Consider the following 18,261-nt stretch of genomic DNA (forward strand, 5'->3'; position numbering starts at 1 on the left):
GTCACCCTCCGCAATGGCCCAAAACCAGCACTGAACTTGACACTTTTCCTGCAAGTCAAGCCGTGATATGTTCTTCATGCACTTCGCGAGAAGAGATGAACGCGATACGTATCGTTTTTTATGATCGACATGGCGTATTCCATACGCCGTGTCGGGCGTGACCCGGAAAGGATCGAAAAGGAGTGAAGAAGATGAACCTGCGTGAGCTTGTTTCCCGAACCCGCAGTTTCCGGCGTTTTTATGAAAACCACCCGCTCACGCCGGAAACCCTCGAGGATTTGGTGGACACGGCGAGGCTGACGGCTTCCGCGGCCAATCTGCAACCCTTGCGGTACATGATCAGCGTCGATGCCCAAGTCAACGCCCAGATTTTTCCTCATCTGGCCTGGGCCGCCTATCTCAAGGACTGGGACGGGCCGGAAGAGGGAGAACGCCCCACGGGATACATCGTCATCCTTGGAGATCAACGCTACACAAAAACCTCGGCCTGGGATCTGGGCATCGCGGCCCAGACCATCCTCCTGGGAGCCACGGAATTGGGCTTGGGCGGATGCATGATCGGCTCCATCAAAAAAGACACCCTGGCCATGACCCTGGAAGCGCCCGAGGACTTTGAGATTCTGATGGTCATCGCCCTGGGCCGGCCCAAGGAAAAAATCGTGCTGGAACGACTCGGCGAGGACGGCGACATAAAGTATTGGCGAGACGAAAAAGGCGTCCACCACGTTCCCAAGCGCGACCTAGACTCCATCCTGCTGCGCCGCTTCGGCGACCGCTGAACCTCCTTCACCATTCGGAGACACCTTGACCACCTCCATCACATCCACCTCGGCCGACGTGATCATCATCGGCGGCGGACCGGCCGGCCTGTTCGCCGCGCACCATCTGGCCGAGAACACGGATCTGAAGATCATCCTCGTGGACAAGGGCCGGTCTCCCTTGCGCCGATCCTGCCCCATCGGCCAGAAGCAAAGTCCGACCTGCCATCATTGCAAGCCCTGCAACATTCTTTCCGGAATCGGCGGGGCCGGCCTGTTTTCCGACGGCAAGCTGAACTTCATCCATATCCTCGGCAAGACGGACCTGACCCAGTTCCTCTCTCCGGACCAAGCCAGGGAACTGATCCGGGAAACCGAAACGGTCTTCACCCAATTCGGTATGGACGGCCCCGTCTACCCCACGGACATGGAAAAAGCCCGGGAGATCCGCAAACAAGCCAAAAAAGCCGGAATCGACCTGCTCCTGATCCGCCAAAAGCACCTGGGCAGCGACAAACTGCCGGACCACATCGCGGCCATGGCCGAGCATATCCAGCGCAAGGGCGTGATCATTCGCACCAACGAGGACGTTCGGGAAATCCTGGTGGACCAGGGCCGCGTCGGCGGAGTGGTCACCGAAAAGGCAACCTTGCGATGTCGGCACGTGGTTCTCGCTCCGGGCCGGGTCGGAGCGGATTGGGCCGGGCGCATCGCCCAGGCTCACGGCATCAACCTGACCCAGCGCGGCATCGAGGTCGGCGTGCGCGTAGAGGTGCATAGCGATATTCTTCACGACCTGACCAACGTGATCTACGATCCAACCTTCTTCATCCAGACCCGGAAATACGACGACCAGACCCGGACCTTCTGTACCAACCGCGGCGGATACGTCTCCCTGGAGAACTACCAGAACTTCGTCTGCGTCAACGGCCACGCCTACCTGGACAGGAAGTCCGAAAACAGCAACTTCGCCTTTCTCTCCAAAGTGGTGCTCACCGAACCGGTCACGGACAACCAAACCTATGGCGAGTCCATCGGCAAGCTGGCCAGTCTGATCGGTGGCGGCAAGCCCATCCTGCAACGTTTCGGCGACCTCAAGCGCGGACGGCGTAGCACCTGGAACCGGATTTCCAAAGGCTTCATCCGACCCACCCTGTCCAACGTCACTTGCGGCGACATCGCCATGGCCTTGCCCGAACGCATCCTGACCAACCTCGTGGAGGGCCTGGAAAAGCTGAACTGCGTCGTCCCGGGCGTGGCCAACGACGAAACCCTGCTCTACGCCCCGGAGATCAAATTTTTCGCCACCCAGATGGAGACCGACGCCGACCTGCGCACCTCCCTGCCCGGCATGTTCGTGGCCGGCGACGGTCCCGGCGTGGCCGGCAACATCGTCTCCGCCGCGGCCACAGGAATGCTGGCCGCCAAGGGGATCATCAAGGAACTGCGTTGACCGCGACGCGGGGGCAAATGGGTCCCCCGGCGGCCACCTGAAGCGAAAAGGCCGGCTTTCCCTGGGAAAGCCGGCCTTTTTGCAACTATTCAGCACACCATGGGTAGGGCCTCATATCCCGAGGCTGGATTCCAGCCTTCGCGGGAATGACGTGTTTTTCAATGCCGTTCCCAAGTCAGTCATACCCGCGAAGGCGGGTATCCAGGTTGCCTTTTACTCGGATGAGCTGAGTAGTAGTTACTCCTTATTTTTTACTTGTCGTGTCCGACGAAAATACCGTCTTGAAAGTTCCCCTTTTCCGGACTTGATTTTCTCGCCACCTGTTGTTAATTATCACTGTTTATAGATTAAGACTGGACAATCGTGAACAGAAAAAAAGGAACCGGATATGACCCGAAAAGACCGTACCGAAGGCATTTACAGCCGCCGGGAAGTACTGGATGAAAGCGAACGGAGACAGTACTATCAAATCCATCTCAAGGACCTGCTGACCTACGCCTACAGATACTCCGAAGACGTCAAGAAGCGCTTCGACCGGGCCCAATTCAGCCCGGACAAGTTCAAGGTGCTCAACGACCTGAAGCACATCCCGATCATCAAGAAAAAGGAACTGATTTTCTTGCAGACCATGGGGCCGCGCCTTGGCGGATTGCTAACAAAGGACCTGGGCGAGTTGCGCCGGATATTTCTCTCCCCCGGGCCCATTTTCGACCCCGAAGACCGCGTCGACGATTACTGGGGCTGGACCGAAGGCTTTTACGCCGCCGGATTTCGTCCCGGCGACGTGAACATGATCACCTTCAACTACCACCTGACTCCCGCCGGTCTGATGTTCGAGGAGCCGCTGCGCAACCTGGGCTGCGCCGTGGTCCCCGCGGGCCCCGGAAACACCAACACCCAGTTGGACATCATGCGGAAGCTGCGAATCACCGGGTACGTCGGTACGCCCAGCTACCTTATGCACCTGGCCCAAAAGGGCGAAGAAGCCGGACTGAATCTGCGCAAGGATCTGTATCTGGAAGTGGCTTTCGTCACCGGCGAAAAATTCCCGGAAAAGCTGCGCAACAACCTGGAAAAGAAGTTCGACATCATCATGCGCCAGGGCTACGGCACCGCTGATGTCGGCTCCATCGGCTACGAGTGTTTCCACAAGAACGGGCTGCACGTCTCCAATCGCGTTTTCGCGGAAATCTGCCATCCAGACACCGGGATTCCGCTCAAGGACGGCGAAGTGGGCGAAATCGTGGTCACGGCCTTCAACAAAACCTACCCGCTGATCCGGCTCTCCACCGGAGACCTGTCCTACATCGACCGGGCGCCTTGCCCCTGCGGCCGCTCCTCGCCCCGCCTGGGCAACATCGTCGGCCGCGTGGACACAACGGCCCGAATCAAGGGCATGTTCGTCTACCCGCACCAAGTCGAACAGGTCATGGCCTCTTTCGAGGAGATCAAACGCTGGCAAATCGAGGTAACCAATCCCGGCGGCATCGACGAGCTGACGCTGTTCATCGAAGCCAGCCAGTTTAAGCGGGAGAACGAGCTCTTCCACCAGTTCCGCGAGAAGATCGGTCTGCGACCGGACCTTAAAGTCGTGGTTCCAGGTTCGCTTCCGGCTCAAATCCGTCCCATTGAGGACAAGCGAAAGTGGGATTGATGCCTCTTCGGGCGCTGCCGGCCATCCTGGGCCTCCTGACCCTCCTGGCCCTGAATGCCGGCTGCGCCCGCCTTCTACCACCAAGCCCTTCCATTCCCGAGACGGCCACGTTACCGTTGCCAGGTACGCTTTTCCTGGCCGACGGGCGTCACGTCGAGCCCTCCGAGCTGACGGCCCTGGTCGCGTCCCACGATTTCATCCTCATCGGCGAGTCCCACGCCAATGCCTGCGACCAGCAGTTCCAGGCCGAGGCCCTGAACAACTTGGCCCAGTCCGGTCTGCCGCTTGCCGTGGGACTGGAGATGGTTCCCTGGTCCGCCCAGAAGATCCTGGACGCGTTTCGCCGGGGTGAAGTCAGCCTGGATGAGCTAGAAAAAAAGTTAGGCTGGCAGGACTACTGGGGATACAGCTTTACCTTCTATCGCCCGGTCCTGGCTCAAGCCAAGGAATCCGGTATTCCGGTTTACGGCCTGAACGTGCCCAAAGACCTGCTGCACCTAATCCGTACTAACGGCCTGGAGAGCATCCCCGCCGATGAACGCGGCCTGCTCCCCTCGGCGTTGATCCCTCCCCCGCCGCCGCAGCGGGCGATGATTGAAGAAGAGTACCGTCGACATGTGGAGTTGATGCCGGACCGGACCATGGAAGCCGGGTTCGACCTGGAGCGCTTCATGACGATCCAGTCCCTCTGGGACACCCAGATGGCCCATGTCGCGATCCAGCGGCGCGGTGCGGATGATACCATGGTCATTCTGACCGGAACCGCCCATGTGGAGTACGGTCACGGGATCGCGTACCGGCTCGCCCTGCTGGAAGATGCCCCCCGAATTCTGTCCCTGATTCCCTGGCGCGGCGGACCGGTTCCAGAACCCACGGCCGGAGATTTCTTTTTCTACTGTCCGGAACCGCCGAGACGCCTGGGCATGCTCATTGCTTGGGTCAACGACCAGGTGGTCGTCACCGGCGTGATTCCAAACTCCCTGGCCCAGGCAGCCGGACTGCAACCCGGAGATGTCCTGCTTGCCGCCGACAACATACCCATCACCTCACTGAAAGTCCTGCACACCGTCGGCGTCCAAGCCAAAAGCGAACAACGCCCCCTGCTCCTGGAGGTGCTCCGCGACGGCGATCAATTAACCATCCCCATCACCTCCCCCTGACGACGCCACCACCAACTCTTCCGTCTTCCGCTGCCAAACTCCTGACTTAGACCCCACCGCCAACCATGCCTGAACTGCCTGAAGTGGAAACCATTGCCCGAGGGCTCCAGCCTCTGCTCACAGGCCGGACCGTCACCGGAGTGCCGCATATCGCCACGCACCTGGCCAAAGGTAACCGAGACCTGGCCCAAGAAGTCATCGGGCGAACCATCCGCGGTGTCTTCCGCCGGGGCAAGCTGTTATTTCTGGATTTTCCTGACCAGGACGTGATGGCGTTTCATCTGCGCATGACCGGAAGGCTGGGCCTCATGCCCTCAGGCCTTCCGTCCGCCTTACACGTCCATCTGTTGCTGGACCTGGACGACGGGACCTCGCTCTATTTTCAGGACCAACGCAAGTTTGGAACCTGCGGCCTGTTTGCCGACGAGGAGTTGAAGCGATGGCCCTTTTATCGCAACCTCGGACCGGAACCGCTGGGGTTGAATTTGGAGATCTTCACGAGGCAAATCAGTGGAAAGAAAGGTCGGATCAAGGCATTGCTGTTGGATCAGCGCGTCATTGCGGGAATCGGCAACATCTACGCCGATGAAAGCCTCTTCAGAGCGGGCATCAATCCGGCGACGCCGGGAAACAGGATCGCCCCGGAACGCCTGGCCGGACTCCTGGCAAGCCTCCAGAGCGTCCTGGAGGAAGCCATCGCCGCTGGAGGCAGTTCCATCCGGGACTACCGCACCGCTGCGGGGCTTGTGGGGACATTTCAGAACACTTTTCAAGTCTACGGGCGGGGGGGCCTGCCCTGCAAACAGTGCGGTACGTCCCTCCAGACCACCAAGGTCGCCGGTCGGACCACCTGCTTCTGCCCGCGCTGTCAAATGATTTGAAGGTGAACCGCGATCAGCCGGGCCAAACCAGGTCAAAGCTCAAGACGATCATCCAGACCCCGAGACAGACCTTGACCACTGTGCCGAAAACCTTGTTCCACATCGCGCCCCAGGCGGCCCGTCGTGCGACCGCCATCGGGTAGCCCTGGCCCAGTTCGATCAACAGACTGCCCGCGTAGGCCCCCAGAAAAGAGCCGGGAACCGCTCCCAGTCCGAAAAGAAAGGGGGCGCCGAAAACACCCCCGACAATTGCCCCGACAACAGCCGCCCAGGCACCTTTCCTGCTTCCACCGTAGCGCCGCCCGCCCCACATCTGGGCCGCGAACTCCACGACCTCGCCCAGCACGCAAAGCGAGGACAAGACAGCAAAAAAAACGATCCCGCCCGCGAACTCCGGGTGCACCCAGCCCCAACCCGCCACGGCGGCCAGAATCAGCCAATTTGCCGGCAGGCCGAACACGTGCAACACCAGCAGCAGGCCGAGAAACGCCAGAAACAGCCCGGCCAGGACAAACGACATTAGTTACTCTGTTTGCCCCCGCAAATCGCACACCCGTAGGGCCTTGCCCTCGGAGCAAGGCAGGCTCCGGGCTTCCACGAGTTCCACCTTGGGAGTGACCAACAATTCATCACGCAGCAGGTCGGTGATTTTGCTTTGGAGTTTCTTGAGCTCCCGCATATCTTCCACGAAAAATTCGCTCTTCACTTCCACCTGCACCTTGAACTGATCCAGGAATCCCTGGCGCTCCAGTACGATCAGGTAATTCTGCCCCACTTCCGGAATGGCCATCAGCACGCGTTCCACCTGCATCGGGAAGATGTTCACACCCTTGATGATGATCATGTCGTCGCTGCGGCCGACAATCCGGTCGATGCGGCGATGCACCCGACCGCATGGGCAATCTCCCGGAAGAAAACGGGTTAGATCCCGGGTTCGATAGCGCAGGATCGGCATGCCTTCACGGGTCAGCGTAGTCAGGACCAGCTCGCCCACCTCTCCTTCCGAGACCGGTTGCAGCGTGACCGGGTCGATGATTTCCGGCAGAAACGCATCTTCCCAGATGTGCATCCCGTTTTGCTCCGGGCATTCGAAGGCTACTCCCGGACCGTTCATCTCGGACAGGCCGTAGGAGTTGTAGGCCTTCACCCCGTACAATTCCTCGATCCTTCGACGAATCTCCTCGGAGTGGGGTTCCGCGCCGATCAGGGCGGTCTTCAGGTGCAGCCCGCCGGGCTCCACGCCAAGGGACTGAAACACCGTGGCCAAGTGCAGGGCGTAGGAAGGTATGATGTGAATCACCGTGACGTGGAAATCCTGAAGCAGCTTGATCTGCCGCTTGCTGTTGCCGGCCCCGGCGGGGATGGTCAGGCATCCCAGGCGTTCGGCGCCGTAATGGATGCCCAGGCCTCCGGTGAACAGGCCGTACCCGCTCATATTCTGAAAGACATCGCCGGGCCGCACCCCGACCATGTGGAAACAGCGGGCCACCAAGTCGGCCCAGGTCTGGATGTCTCCAGCGGTATGAAAAATCACCGTTGCCGCACCGGTGGTCCCGGAAGAGGCGTGCAGGCGGACCATGTCCTCCTTGGGCCGACAAAGCAGTCCGTCCGGATAACTGGACCGCAAATGTTCCTTTTCTGTCAGGGGCACTCGCTCCAGGTCGTCCAGGCCTCGGACTTGGTCGGCCTGAAGGCCGTACTCCTGAAACAATCCGGCATACAGCGGCGAGCGCGCCGCCGCTTTCGTCACGCTACGTAGTCTGACGGACTGCAAGCGTTGCAGTTCCTCACGGTCAAACCCTTCCAAGGGATCAAAAAACACGTTGCCTCCTTGTCTTTCGGGGCCCGGTGCGCAAGAGACAACCCTACGCGCCGGATTGAAAACTTTCCGAAGGCGGTGGGACGTCAACCAGGTTCTCAAACGCGGTGTACGAGTCCAGATAGGCCAGTTCAACCTCGCCCACGGGCCCGTTGCGCTGCTTGCCGATGATGATCTCCGCGATGCCTTTTTTGGGGTTGCCTTCCTGCTTGTTGTACACTTCATCGCGATAGATGAAGGCAATCACGTCCGCATCCTGTTCTATCGCTCCGGATTCACGTAAATCCGAAAGCATCGGCCGCCGGTTGCTGCGCTCCTCGACCTTGCGGTTGAGCTGGGCCAGGGCGATCATCGGCAGGTCCAATTCCTTGGCCAGCCCTTTCAGGGTTCGAGAAATTTCGGAAATTTCCTGCTCGCGGGAGTCGATCCGACGACTGGCCCGCATCAACTGAAGATAATCCACCACCACCAAGCCCAAATTCTTTTCGGATTTAAGCCTGCGACACCTGGCCCGCAGGTCCAGGGTTCCCAAGGCCGGGGTATCGTCGATGAACATGGGTGCCTGGGACAGGGCGTCCGCGGCATGGTACAAGCGGGTCCAGTCCTCGTCGTTCAAGAAACCGCGCCGAAACCTGGCCAGATCCACCTTGCCCCAGGCGCAGAGCATGCGCATCATCAACTGTTCCTTGGACATTTCCAGGGAAAAGATGGCCGTAGGGACATCCTTGAGTATGGCGGCCCGCATGGCGATGTTCAGGGCAAAGGCGGTCTTGCCCATGCTGGGCCGGGCCGCGATGATGATCAGGTCCGAGGGTTGCAGCCCGGCGGTCATCTCGTCCAACTTATGGTAGCCCGTGGGTACGCCGGTAACCAGTTCCTGGCGCTCGACCCGCTTCTCCAGGTGCTCGAACACCTGATTAACCAATTCCTTGGTGGTGGAAAAAATGCTCTTGGTTCTGTTCTCGGAAATGGCGAAAATGGCCGCTTCCGATTCGTCCAGAACTTTGTCCACGTCCTGTCCGCCCTCGTGGCAATTGACGACGATATCGGATGCGGCACCGATCAGCCGTCGCAGGATGGCCTTGTCCCGGACGATCCGGGCATAGGATTCGGCATGAGAGGCGGCAACCAGGGATTCGGTCAGGGAGGCCAGATAAACCGGCCCGCCCACTTCTTCCAGGATCCCTGAGTTTTGAAGATGATCGACCAGGGTGACCAGGTCAATGGGCACCCGGCGCTGGTAAAGCTGAATGCAGGACTGAAAAATGCTCCGGTGAGCCGGTGAGTAGAAATCGTCCTCGCCGACGATTTCGAGTAAAGCGTCGATCAGGTCCGGGCGCAAAAAAATCCCCCCCAGAACCGCTTGTTCGGCTTCCAGGTTCTGGGGGGGCGTCTTGCCGATGATGGTCGTCGCCTTTCCAGCGACGGTATTTTTTTGAGGTGAGCGTGGCACGAGCCGGTCCCAGCGGGGGGAGAGCCTACTCCTCCGCTTGCGTTGCTTCGACGGCGAGCTCGGTCGTTTCGACCGCGTCCGTTTTCGGAACTTCGGCCTGGCCCGCCTGGTCCGCGTCGTGGCGAACCACGGCAACCTGAAGCAGAGCCCTGATGTCCTGAAACACTCGGACTTCAACGGTGTAATCGCCCAGAGCGCGCAACGGATCGTTGAGCAAGATGGTCTTCTTGTCCACGTCCAAACCGTGATCTGTGTTCAACAGATCGGCGATATTCCCGGAGGTCACCGAACCGTAGAGCCTTTCACCTTCGCCGACACGCACAGGGATCCGCAACGCAACGGCGCTGATCTTGTCGGCAAGTTCCTGAGCCGCGAAACGCACGGCGTCCAATTTTTCCTGAAGTTTTTTACGCTCCAACTCGAAACGTTTTTTATTGGCCGGAGTGGCCAGCATGGCCAACCCTTGAGGAATCAAGTAGTTGCGGCCATACCCGGGCTTGACGTTGACCACTTGGCCGAGAGCGCCCAGGTTGTCCATATTCGTACGTAAAATGATTTCCATAACCAACTCCCTCCTAGCCGGTGGTCCGTTTCATGGCATCAACGCTATGCGTGGCCGTGTAGAACAACAGAGCCATCTGCCGGGCGCGCTTGATTTCCGTGGTCAACTCCCGCTGGTGCTTGGCGCAAGTTCCGGTCACGCGACGAGCGATGATCTTGCCCCGCTCGTTGACGAAGTCCCGCAGCAGGTCAGGACGCTTATAGTCCATCTTCAGATCCTTGGACGCGCAGAATCGACAAAACTTTTTCCGGGGGGTGAACTTTCTGAATGCCATGATCAGCTCTCCTTGGGTTCTTCATAGGTATCGGCCAGCTTCACGCAAAGAAACTTGTACACCCCGTCCGTGATGCGCAGATTCCGCTCCATTTCCGCGACAACCGCGCCCGAGGCCGCGTATTCCAGACGGAAATAGTGGCCGCGAGTCTGCTTGCGTACCGGATAAGCCAAGGTTCGCATCCCCCAGTCGTCCTCCGCCAGGATCTTGCCGCCGTCCCGCTGCACAATAGCAGACATTCCGGCAACGATCTCCTGACGACGCTCTCCCGGCATTTCCGGGCTAAAGAGCATCAATGTTTCATAGTGCCGCATGATCGTCTCCTCCTTGCGGTCTGATTCGGCCCTGGCCCCCAAGGCCAGAGCAAGGAAAAGAGGGAACTTAAACCCATGACTCTCGTCTTGTCAATCGAGTTCGCGACGCTCACACGATGGATCGGCTGTACTCTGGCCACTCCGCCCAGGCCCATACACCTCCGTTCGTGGTCGACGGAGGAGGACCAAGTTGAAGCGCCATAAGCCTTTCGTGAACGTGAACGGGCACGACGATGGACTTCATGCTATAAAAAAGGCCCCGTTTCCGGGGCCTTTCTCATTTCGTTCGTTCAGAGCGGCTTGATGTCGGCGAGAGGATGTGAGGGAAAATCGACAACCTAACCGGCGGGGTTGTACTTGGCTCGCTGCTCGCGCAAGGCCGCGACCTGTTCTTCATACGACTGGAACCCGGAATGGCGCAGGGCGTCCAGGACGGTCTCCTCCCAATCCCAGTTGGCATAGATAGCTGGCTTGTGGAAAAGCCGCCGAAACTGATCGATCTCTTGACGCAAGAAATCCTCTCGGGGTTTGCCGATCTGATCCTGAAGTTGTTCGTGCAGCCTAGTCATTTCGCCCTCGAACCAATCCATCAAGTCCTTGGCCGTGCGGTTCTTCTTCAGGATGTGGTCGTACTTGTTCTCGGCCATGACCTTTTTCAAGCGCTCCAGATGCTGTTCCTTGAGCCACGCGCCCAGCTTTTCAACGGGGATCTTCTCGGCTTCCAGTTCGGCGACGTCCTTTTTGGTCTGGGCGTAGGTGTCCGGCACCACGGAGGCCGAAACAATGCCGGCGATGCAGACCAGCCCGCGGATGATCTTGCTGTTGGACACGCCCTGTCCGCAAAAACCGACTTTCTTTCCGAACTTCTGTCCGGTGAAGATCGTGCTCAGGATGGCCCATACCACGGCCGGATCTTCCTCGTCGTAGATGTGCCGCAACCGTGGGTTGTCCCGATCAGTGCCCAGCACCAACTGGGTCATGTCGTTGGAGCCGATGGAGAAGCCGTCGAACTCCTGGATGAATTGCTTGGTCAGGATCGCGTTGCTGGGAATTTCGGACATCAGGATGATCTTCAGGCCGTCGTCCCCGGATTTGAGGTTGTGGACGCCTTCCAGGTAACGGCGCATGCTGCGGGCCTCTTCCAGAGTCCGCACAAAGGGCAGCATCAGATTGAGGTTCCTGCCTCCAAAAATCCCACGAGCCTGTTTAAAGGACTCAATCTCCCAGTCATGGATGTTGCGGGAGACACCCCGAAAGCCGAGCATGGGATTGTCTTCCATGGACTCGAAAAGCAGGCCGCCCATCAAATTCCGGTACTCGTTGGTCTTGTAGTCCGTGGTCCGATAGATGATCTCCTTGCCGTAAAAGGCCATGGCGAACAGGGAAAGGCCCTGGGCCAGGGTCTGGATGTAGTGTTCCTTGCCGGACCGATACCCCTTGGAGCGAATCAGGTCCTTGATCCGTTGCGGCAGGGTGCGCACCTCTTCCCGCTCCCGTTCCAGGCCGGAACGCAACGCCACTTCCGTGCGCATGGAGTCGATGCGCTTCATGATATCCACGACCACGGGCTCGTCCTTGATCCGCTGGATAATCCCCTGGACCCTGTCCTCGATTTCCTGACGATGCTTGAGTCGTTCTTCATCCAGTCCGTGGGTGCTGTCGAGCAACTCCGAGAAGCCCATGATCGTAATCACGTGCTCGCGCAGATCCGGAGCGGTTTTCAGTTGTTCCAGCTTGTGGGAAGCCAGTTCCAGATGCTCGTTCAGCTTAACGTCCAGGTCCCGCAATTGCCGGTGGATGGCCAAAACCTGATCCGTGCCTTTGTCCCCGCCTTTCTCGGTGAGGGTTTCGATTTCCTTGCTCAGGCCGGTGACGATGCCCACGTACTGGCGCAATTTAAGATCAAAGGTGATGATCCCCTGGGTCAACTGCTCCCGAACCAGCTTGGTCAACTCGTTGTTCAGCTCGCTCAGCTTCTTGTCCACCAAAACCTGAAGCTGGCCGTTGTCGTAGGCTTCAAGGGCCAGGGGATGAACCCCGACGCTGCCCAGCATGAACTCAGCGCGGAGCAAGCCGACCTCGAAATCCGGCAGTTCCCGCAACCGGGACAAAAAGAGCGCCTGGTCCACGTCGGCCAGAATCAGGCCGATCTTGGTCTTGGTCTTCGGCAAGGCGCTGACGTCGATCTCCCCGCCCACCTCAACCAGAGGCAGCAAACCTCGATAGGCCCGCCCGCGGGAGCCGTCCACGGTCACTTCCTGGCCGTCCAACCCCTGGAGCGTCTCCAGGCGCTGGATGCCGATCACCGCTGGAATCCCCAACTCACGAGAAGTAATGGCCGCGTGACTGGTGTCTCCGCCGGCATCAGCGAGAATTGCCGAGGCGATCCGCATTCCGGGGACCATGTCCGGGTCGGTTCGATCAGCGGCCAGAATGTCGCCCTTGGTGATCTTGTTCAGTTCCAGAGCAGACCGCAGAAAACGAACGATTCCTTGCCCCGCGCCGCGGGACGCACCGTTACCTTCCAGGATGAGTTCGGCTTTCTGGATGGCTGACGGATCGACCTCCAGCCGACGCATGAAAATCGTATGTGGATGCTTCTCCAGTTCCTCGTTCCAACGAGTCTCTGGTCGGGCCTGGACGAACCAGATTCGGTCCGAACTGTCGATGCAGAACTCGGTATCCGTGATCATTCCCCCGTAGCTCTTGCTGATACAGCGCACGCCCCTGGCCAGTTCCTCGGCCTGGGCCAAGGAGAGGGACCAGCGGAAGACCTCGTCGATGGGGACATCCACTGTGACGGTGCCGGCCCCTTTTTCCGCGTAAATGATCTTCTTGGTCTTGAAGCCCATGTAGCGCAGTACGATTTCCACACCGTCGTCGCGCTGAAAAACGTAGAACTTGTCCGGGGTGACCATCCCGCTGACCACGGCCTCGCCCAGACCGTAGCTCGCGTCGATGGAGACCAGGTCGTGACGATCCGTGCCCCGACAACCAGTGGAAGTGTCCGCGCTGAAGGCCGTTCCGGAGATCATCGGATTGATCATCCGCATGATGCACACGGACAGGGACGTGTTCTCGATGGCCCATTCCTTCTTGGCATTCTCCACGATAGACTCGTCGCCGGTACGTTCCGCCAGGGCGACCATGTCCAGGATGGCTTCCCGGCGATAGGTCATGCTCCGAAGGTTGTAGGCCGAGGCGCAGTCCCACTGGTAGGCTTCCACCACGGACTGCTCGCCGACGATGTTCAGGTAGGTGTCCTGCAACCCGGCAAAGGCCTTCTTGCGGCTATCTTCTCCGGCGGCTGAAGAGCGCACGGCCACGGGGATGTTCTCCAGGCCGGCTTCCTTGCAGATATCCGTGTAGGACTGCTTGACGGCGTCCTCCAGATCCGCGGGCATCTGGACGGCCAAAATGGCCACCTGGACCAGCACGGAACGCTTACGGAGTTGGTCAATACCCTCGGGAGAGACGGCGAAGCCTTCAACGATATTGTTGATGAAAGTCCGCAGCTTGACCTGGCTTTCCTTCCCTTTTTCGGAATCCTTGATCTGTTTTGCCAAGCGGCGCACAAGGTGCCTGATGAATTCCGGATCTTTGTTGATCTCGGAATCGCTCCAGTTGATCCGGTCGTACTCCTTGTCCACGGAGGACCGGATCAACGCCGCATTGACCTTGGTTTCATCAAGCAGCCGATGAAAGACAATGGATGATATGGCCCTGAACTGAGGGGCTCGGATGTTCTCGACCTGACTGATCAGGGCGGTGTTGTAGTTCTTCCCTCCCACCAGCAGTTCCGCGGGCTCGCCCAGCGTGACGATGTCTTCGCCGGTCAGGACGAGTTTCTTCTCAATTACCGCAATCTCGGCTTTTTTCGCTCCCTTGGCGGCTTTGACCTCGGCATCGGCGACGGCAGGGCTCTCCTTGGCGGATGAACCTTTATCCTTGTCTGATTTGGCCATTCTCACTCCTCCTTCACGGCACGTTCCGGCTTTACGGGCGACAACTTCATCCCGGGAAAAGGGCAGTCGGTTTCCAAGGTATTCATGTCGTGGCGATCCTGAAGCGATCTCAGTGCCTCAACATGCAAATACCGCTGTACACTTAGCGTTTCAAATCACGCGAAGTCAATCCGCGCGAGGCTTTGCCGGTCACCCTTCCTGACCGTGTTGATGACCGCAGGACGGACAAAAGTTCACCTCTTCCAAAAAGGGCAACGGACAGGAGCAACCGCCGCACAGACGAGGCATGTCGCTGAGTTCCACCATCAACTCGCCCTCGCGGACCGGAACCATCTTGCGGTCCTCGGTGAAGTTGGCGAATTTCAGGACCCGCTTCACCTGGCCGTTGACCGGAGAGAGGATCGACTTTTCCTGCTTCATGACGGAAATGTTGAACAACTCTTCACCTTGATGGACCACGTCACCGGGCTTGACGTGCATCACCCAGAGATCCCCGTTGCAGGGCGATCCGACGTGGTAGGGATTGCCGGGAACGGCCATCTCCAATCCTTCCAGGACCTTGCCCGAAGCTTCGGCTACCTTGACCTGGTGGGTAAGGAACTCCGAGTCCAGGGTATAGCGAACCACGCTCACCCCCTGGGCGTCCGGGCGGGAAATGTCCAGAATCATCATGGTCCGGGGCTTGCCGTCGCTGTCCAGAAACTGCATCTCCTGTCCGGGCTCCAGCCCTTCGAACCAGACATCCAGAGGAAGTTGGTTCGGGTCGCCGAAGCGCTGCCGGAATTCGATGGTCTTCAGCGCGTCGCCGGGATGGTTCAGGTAATTGACGAACTCTTCATGTGAGGGATCGCGCTGGATATGTTCGGACAGGGTTTGGCGTTCGGCACCCAGGTCCACGTCGACGATGTTGTCCAGTGGGGATACTTCCACGCGTTGGGCCAAGGCCTTGCGGTAGTCCGGACCAAAGGCGCTCTCGTAGATCCAATCCGCCGGAAAGCCCAGGGGCAGCCGCCCAAACTTGCCCAACAACAAGTTGCGGAACGCGTCGTTGCTGTGCCCGTACAATTCCAGGCGAGCCCGTCGAATATCCTCGGGCAGCTCGGCCTCCGGAATGGTGGTCACGGCTTCCAATACCTGGAGCATTCGCCGAACGGCCCGCTCGCCGCCCTGCTTGAACGCCCCGGTCACGGCCAGAAACGCCGTGTTCCAGGTCACCTGGGAACCGGGGGTGACGTCGTGGTACCGGACGATCTTGCGCGTTCCGGCCAGGAACTTGAGCATGTACGGCAGCAGATGAATGTAGCCTTGCTTCATGGCACCTTCCTGAGACGACGAGGTCGCCCCGCCCGGCATGGCATGCTCCACCACGTCATGGTCGATGCCCTGAAAGTACGGCGCGGTGTAGCGGTCGTAATAGGGCATGATCTGCTTGAGCACGAACCCACAGGTCCGGATCATCTCCTTGTTCAGGTTGGTCTTCAGACCCAACTCGTCTTCCAGGTAGGCCGCGGTGGACAGCACCTCGCCCTGGCCGTACCAGCGCACCGCCGCGCCGATGCCCACGTCCACGATATGCGCTCCGGCCTGGGCCGCCGCGCCCACCGCCGGCACAAACAAGCCGTCGGTGTAGTGCCGATGATAATGGACCACCAGTTCAGGATATTTGGTGCGAATCGCCCCCACCAGCTCGCGCATGAACCGCGGCGGGCAGACTCCGGCCATGTCCTTCAGGCCCAGGGCGAAATGCCGGGTGGCCTTGGTCCGGTCCATGCCCGTGACTCCGGAAACCATGTCCAGAACTTCCTCCACCACGCCCAGATAGTGCGGGACGTCGAAGCCCTTGGCCCAGGACATCGAAATGGCCGGCTCGAAGATGTGCTCACGGGAATTCAGCACCACCTCGGCAAAAGGACGCATATTTTCGATATGGTTCAGGAAGTCGAAGCAACGAATCACGTGGTAGTGCTCGCAGACCATTTCCCCGGTCAGACGCATCACGTTCTTGGATTGCGGCTTGTAGCCCAGAACGTTGGTGGAGCGGATCAAAATCTGCTTCATGGTCTTGGGCGCGAACTGATTCCACTCCATGGCCTCTGTGAACGGGTAGGTCATGTTGGCCAGCATGGCTACGTGGTAATGCGCCCCGCCGCCGTTTTCCAGAGAGAAGAAGCCGCAGTTGTCCAGGTACGGGCCGATCAGCCGATCCTCGGCCAGTCGGAAGCGGTTGCCGCTGTTGGACTGGGTCAGGTCGCGGGTGGTGGTGTCCACGAAGTGGACCAGCCCGGAATCCCGGATGTAGTCCAGCAGAGCCAGCCGGTCCCCGCGGGGATAAGCGGGCTTGTAGGCCTTGAAGTCGATCTCGGGAAGCACCGGCGCAAACCGGCCCACGCGTTTGTCATGGCGGCCTCGGTATTCGCCGAGTTGGACGTAGGAGTTGTAGCCGTGGGCGGAAATCTCCGCCACCAGGCGAGAGAGACGCAGAGCCTGGGGCTCCTTGTCAACGTACTCCAGGAGTTCAGGGGTATTAGCGATAAAGTTGGTGTCATACTCGCCGGACCGAAATTTGGGATGAAGCATGATCTGGCGGTGAAACGGGATGGTCGTCTTCACCCCGCCGACAATGTATTCCCGCAAGGCACGGCTCATGATGCCCAGAATCTTCTCCCAGTCGCGGCCATAGGCGATGAGCAGCGAGGCCGCGGAATCGTACTGGGCCGGGAACTCGTAGCCCACGGAAACGCAGGAATCCACGCGGATGCCCTGACTGCCCGGGGAGATGTACCGGGTGAGGGTTCCGGAGTTGGGCGAAAAATTCTGCTGCGGGTCTTCGCAGTTGATGCGGACCTGCATGGCATGGTTGGACGGCAGGACGGTCTTTTTGGAAAAACGCAGCTTGGAACCGAAGGCGATGGCGATCTGCTCCTCCACCAGGTCGATCCCGTAACGGCATTCGGTGATGCCGTGCTCCACCTGCAAGCGGGTGTTCACCTCGATCAAATATGGGGTCGCGTTCTCGTCCAGGAGGAATTCCACGGTGGCCAGCGAGTAATAGCCCACGCTGGTGGACAATTCGCAGGCGTATTTCTTCAATTGTTCCCGCAGTTCCGGTGTAAACTTCGGCCAGGGCGAAGGGGTGATCTCCACCAGCTTCTGGTGGTTGCGCTGCACCGTGCAGTCCCGTTCGTCCAGGGCGTGGGAGTTTCCGTACTGGTCCGCCACGATCTGGATTTCGATGTGCCGTACCGAGGTCAGCAGCTTCTCCACGTACAGCCGGGGGTTGCCGAAGGAGGCTTCGGCCAGGGCCGAGGCTTTGGCAAAGGCCCGCTCAAGCTGTTCAGGCTTGAAGACCTCGTAGATGCCCCGCCCGCCGCCACCGCCCTCGGCCTTGAGCATCACGGGGAACCCCAGGGAGTAGGCGATCTCCCTGGCCTCGGCCACACTCACCGCGCCTTCCGAGCCGGGAACCACCGGAACCCCCAGCCTTTTGGCCAGCTTGCGGACTTCGACCTTGTTGCCGAGCAGATGCATGGCTTCCGGAGGAGGCCCGATGAAGGTGATCCCGGCGGCGGCGCATTTCTCCGGAAAGGATTGGTCCTCGGAAGCGAAGCCCCAGCCGGGATGAATGGCGATCACGCCGCGGGCCTTGGCCTTGCGGATGATCAGATCGATATCGAGATACGCCCGAGGATTCTCCCCCAGCAGCATCAATTCCTGAGCCCCGGCGGTGAACGGCGCGGTCTTGTCCACATCCGTGGCCGTCATGATCGGTATGGCGTGAAAAACCTCCTGAATGGAGCGGACGATCCGCCGGGCCGGAATGCCCCGGTTCGCCACGAGAATCGGCTTTCCTTCAATTTCCTTGGCCACTTGTTCGAAAGTCTTGGTCGCCATCGATCATCACCTGTATTCAGTTATGTGGTTTATAGTCCTGTCGCGTCGCCGCCGCCGGGCATGTTCGGATAATTTGC

13 protein-coding genes are annotated in these 18,261 nt (G+C 59.4%); 5 read left to right on the forward strand and 8 right to left on the reverse strand.

What is annotated here, in order from left to right:
* Positions 1 to 191: 191 nt before the first annotated feature.
* The 5 genes from C6366_RS08230 (at position 192) to mutM (ending at position 5,906) form a co-directional block, all read left to right on the forward strand.
* Positions 192 to 779 carry a nitroreductase family protein gene (locus tag C6366_RS08230; protein WP_107736921.1) on the forward strand — a complete coding sequence of 196 codons (588 nt, stop codon included), beginning with the start codon at positions 192 to 194 and terminating at the stop codon, positions 777 to 779.
* A 25-nt stretch (positions 780 to 804) separates the two neighbouring features.
* Complete coding sequence (locus tag C6366_RS08235; RefSeq protein WP_233248431.1) at positions 805 to 2,211, forward strand: NAD(P)/FAD-dependent oxidoreductase; 1,407 nt, start codon at positions 805 to 807, stop codon at positions 2,209 to 2,211.
* 388 nt (positions 2,212 to 2,599) lie between these two features.
* A complete protein-coding gene (locus tag C6366_RS08240; RefSeq protein WP_107736922.1) occupies positions 2,600 to 3,865 on the forward strand; it encodes a phenylacetate--CoA ligase family protein in 1,266 nt (421 codons plus the stop codon).
* The gene (locus C6366_RS08245) at positions 3,865 to 5,025 is read left to right on the forward strand and encodes a ChaN family lipoprotein (protein WP_107736924.1); all 1,161 of its coding nucleotides are present in this window, start codon (positions 3,865 to 3,867) and stop codon (positions 5,023 to 5,025) included. Before C6366_RS08240 ends, C6366_RS08245 begins: the two co-directional genes overlap by 1 nt.
* 65 nt (positions 5,026 to 5,090) lie before the next feature.
* Positions 5,091 to 5,906, forward strand: coding sequence for a bifunctional DNA-formamidopyrimidine glycosylase/DNA-(apurinic or apyrimidinic site) lyase (gene mutM, locus C6366_RS08250; protein WP_107736925.1), 816 nt, complete (start codon positions 5,091 to 5,093; stop codon positions 5,904 to 5,906).
* Positions 5,907 to 5,919: 13 nt separating this feature from the next.
* On the opposite strand, the gene C6366_RS08255 is transcribed toward mutM, so the two are convergent.
* The 8 genes from C6366_RS08255 to C6366_RS08290 form a co-directional block, all read right to left on the reverse strand.
* On the reverse strand, positions 5,920 to 6,426 hold the full coding sequence (locus C6366_RS08255; RefSeq protein ID WP_107736927.1) for a DUF456 domain-containing protein: 507 nt from the start codon (positions 6,424 to 6,426) through the stop codon (positions 5,920 to 5,922).
* A 3-nt stretch (positions 6,427 to 6,429) separates the two neighbouring features.
* Complete coding sequence (locus tag C6366_RS08260) at positions 6,430 to 7,728, reverse strand: phenylacetate--CoA ligase family protein (protein ID WP_107736929.1); 1,299 nt, start codon at positions 7,726 to 7,728, stop codon at positions 6,430 to 6,432.
* Positions 7,729 to 7,771: 43 nt separating this feature from the next.
* Positions 7,772 to 9,178 (reverse strand): replicative DNA helicase, encoded by a 1,407-nt coding sequence (dnaB, locus tag C6366_RS08265; protein ID WP_233248432.1) that lies wholly within the window; start codon positions 9,176 to 9,178, stop codon positions 7,772 to 7,774.
* Between the two features lie 25 nt (positions 9,179 to 9,203).
* A complete protein-coding gene (gene rplI, locus C6366_RS08270) occupies positions 9,204 to 9,740 on the reverse strand; it encodes a 50S ribosomal protein L9 (protein WP_107736931.1) in 537 nt (178 codons plus the stop codon).
* 13 nt (positions 9,741 to 9,753) lie between these two features.
* Positions 9,754 to 10,014, reverse strand: coding sequence for a 30S ribosomal protein S18 (gene rpsR / locus C6366_RS08275; RefSeq protein ID WP_107736933.1), 261 nt, complete (start codon positions 10,012 to 10,014; stop codon positions 9,754 to 9,756).
* 2 nt (positions 10,015 to 10,016) lie between these two features.
* Positions 10,017 to 10,328, reverse strand: coding sequence for a 30S ribosomal protein S6 (gene rpsF, locus C6366_RS08280; protein ID WP_107736936.1), 312 nt, complete (start codon positions 10,326 to 10,328; stop codon positions 10,017 to 10,019).
* Between the two features lie 338 nt (positions 10,329 to 10,666).
* The gene (locus C6366_RS08285; RefSeq protein WP_107736938.1) at positions 10,667 to 14,293 is read right to left on the reverse strand and encodes a PEP/pyruvate-binding domain-containing protein; all 3,627 of its coding nucleotides are present in this window, start codon (positions 14,291 to 14,293) and stop codon (positions 10,667 to 10,669) included.
* 189 nt (positions 14,294 to 14,482) lie between these two features.
* Positions 14,483 to 18,184 (reverse strand): pyruvate carboxylase, encoded by a 3,702-nt coding sequence (locus C6366_RS08290; protein WP_107736940.1) that lies wholly within the window; start codon positions 18,182 to 18,184, stop codon positions 14,483 to 14,485.
* Positions 18,185 to 18,261: the final 77 nt, after the last annotated feature.

The sequence above is a fragment of the Desulfonatronum sp. SC1 genome, assembly GCF_003046795.1.
In the GTDB taxonomy this organism is placed as follows: Bacteria; Desulfobacterota; Desulfovibrionia; order Desulfovibrionales; family Desulfonatronaceae; genus Desulfonatronum.

Excerpts from the sequence above, each read along its gene's own strand:
- C6366_RS08240 (WP_107736922.1), top strand. The coding sequence starts at position 2,600 with ATGACCCGAAAAGACCGTACCGAAGGCATTTACAGCCGCCGGGAAGTA.
- C6366_RS08230 (WP_107736921.1), top strand. The coding sequence starts at position 192 with ATGAACCTGCGTGAGCTTGTTTCCCGAACCCGCAGTTTCCGGCGTTTT.
- mutM (WP_107736925.1), top strand. The coding sequence starts at position 5,091 with ATGCCTGAACTGCCTGAAGTGGAAACCATTGCCCGAGGGCTCCAGCCT.
- C6366_RS08245 (WP_107736924.1), top strand. The coding sequence starts at position 3,865 with ATGCCTCTTCGGGCGCTGCCGGCCATCCTGGGCCTCCTGACCCTCCTG.
- C6366_RS08290 (WP_107736940.1), bottom strand. The coding sequence starts at position 18,184 with ATGGCGACCAAGACTTTCGAACAAGTGGCCAAGGAAATTGAAGGAAAG.
- rplI (WP_107736931.1), bottom strand. The coding sequence starts at position 9,740 with ATGGAAATCATTTTACGTACGAATATGGACAACCTGGGCGCTCTCGGC.
- C6366_RS08285 (WP_107736938.1), bottom strand. The coding sequence starts at position 14,293 with ATGGCCAAATCAGACAAGGATAAAGGTTCATCCGCCAAGGAGAGCCCT.
- rpsR (WP_107736933.1), bottom strand. The coding sequence starts at position 10,014 with ATGGCATTCAGAAAGTTCACCCCCCGGAAAAAGTTTTGTCGATTCTGC.
- rpsF (WP_107736936.1), bottom strand. The coding sequence starts at position 10,328 with ATGCGGCACTATGAAACATTGATGCTCTTTAGCCCGGAAATGCCGGGA.
- C6366_RS08255 (WP_107736927.1), bottom strand. The coding sequence starts at position 6,426 with ATGTCGTTTGTCCTGGCCGGGCTGTTTCTGGCGTTTCTCGGCCTGCTG.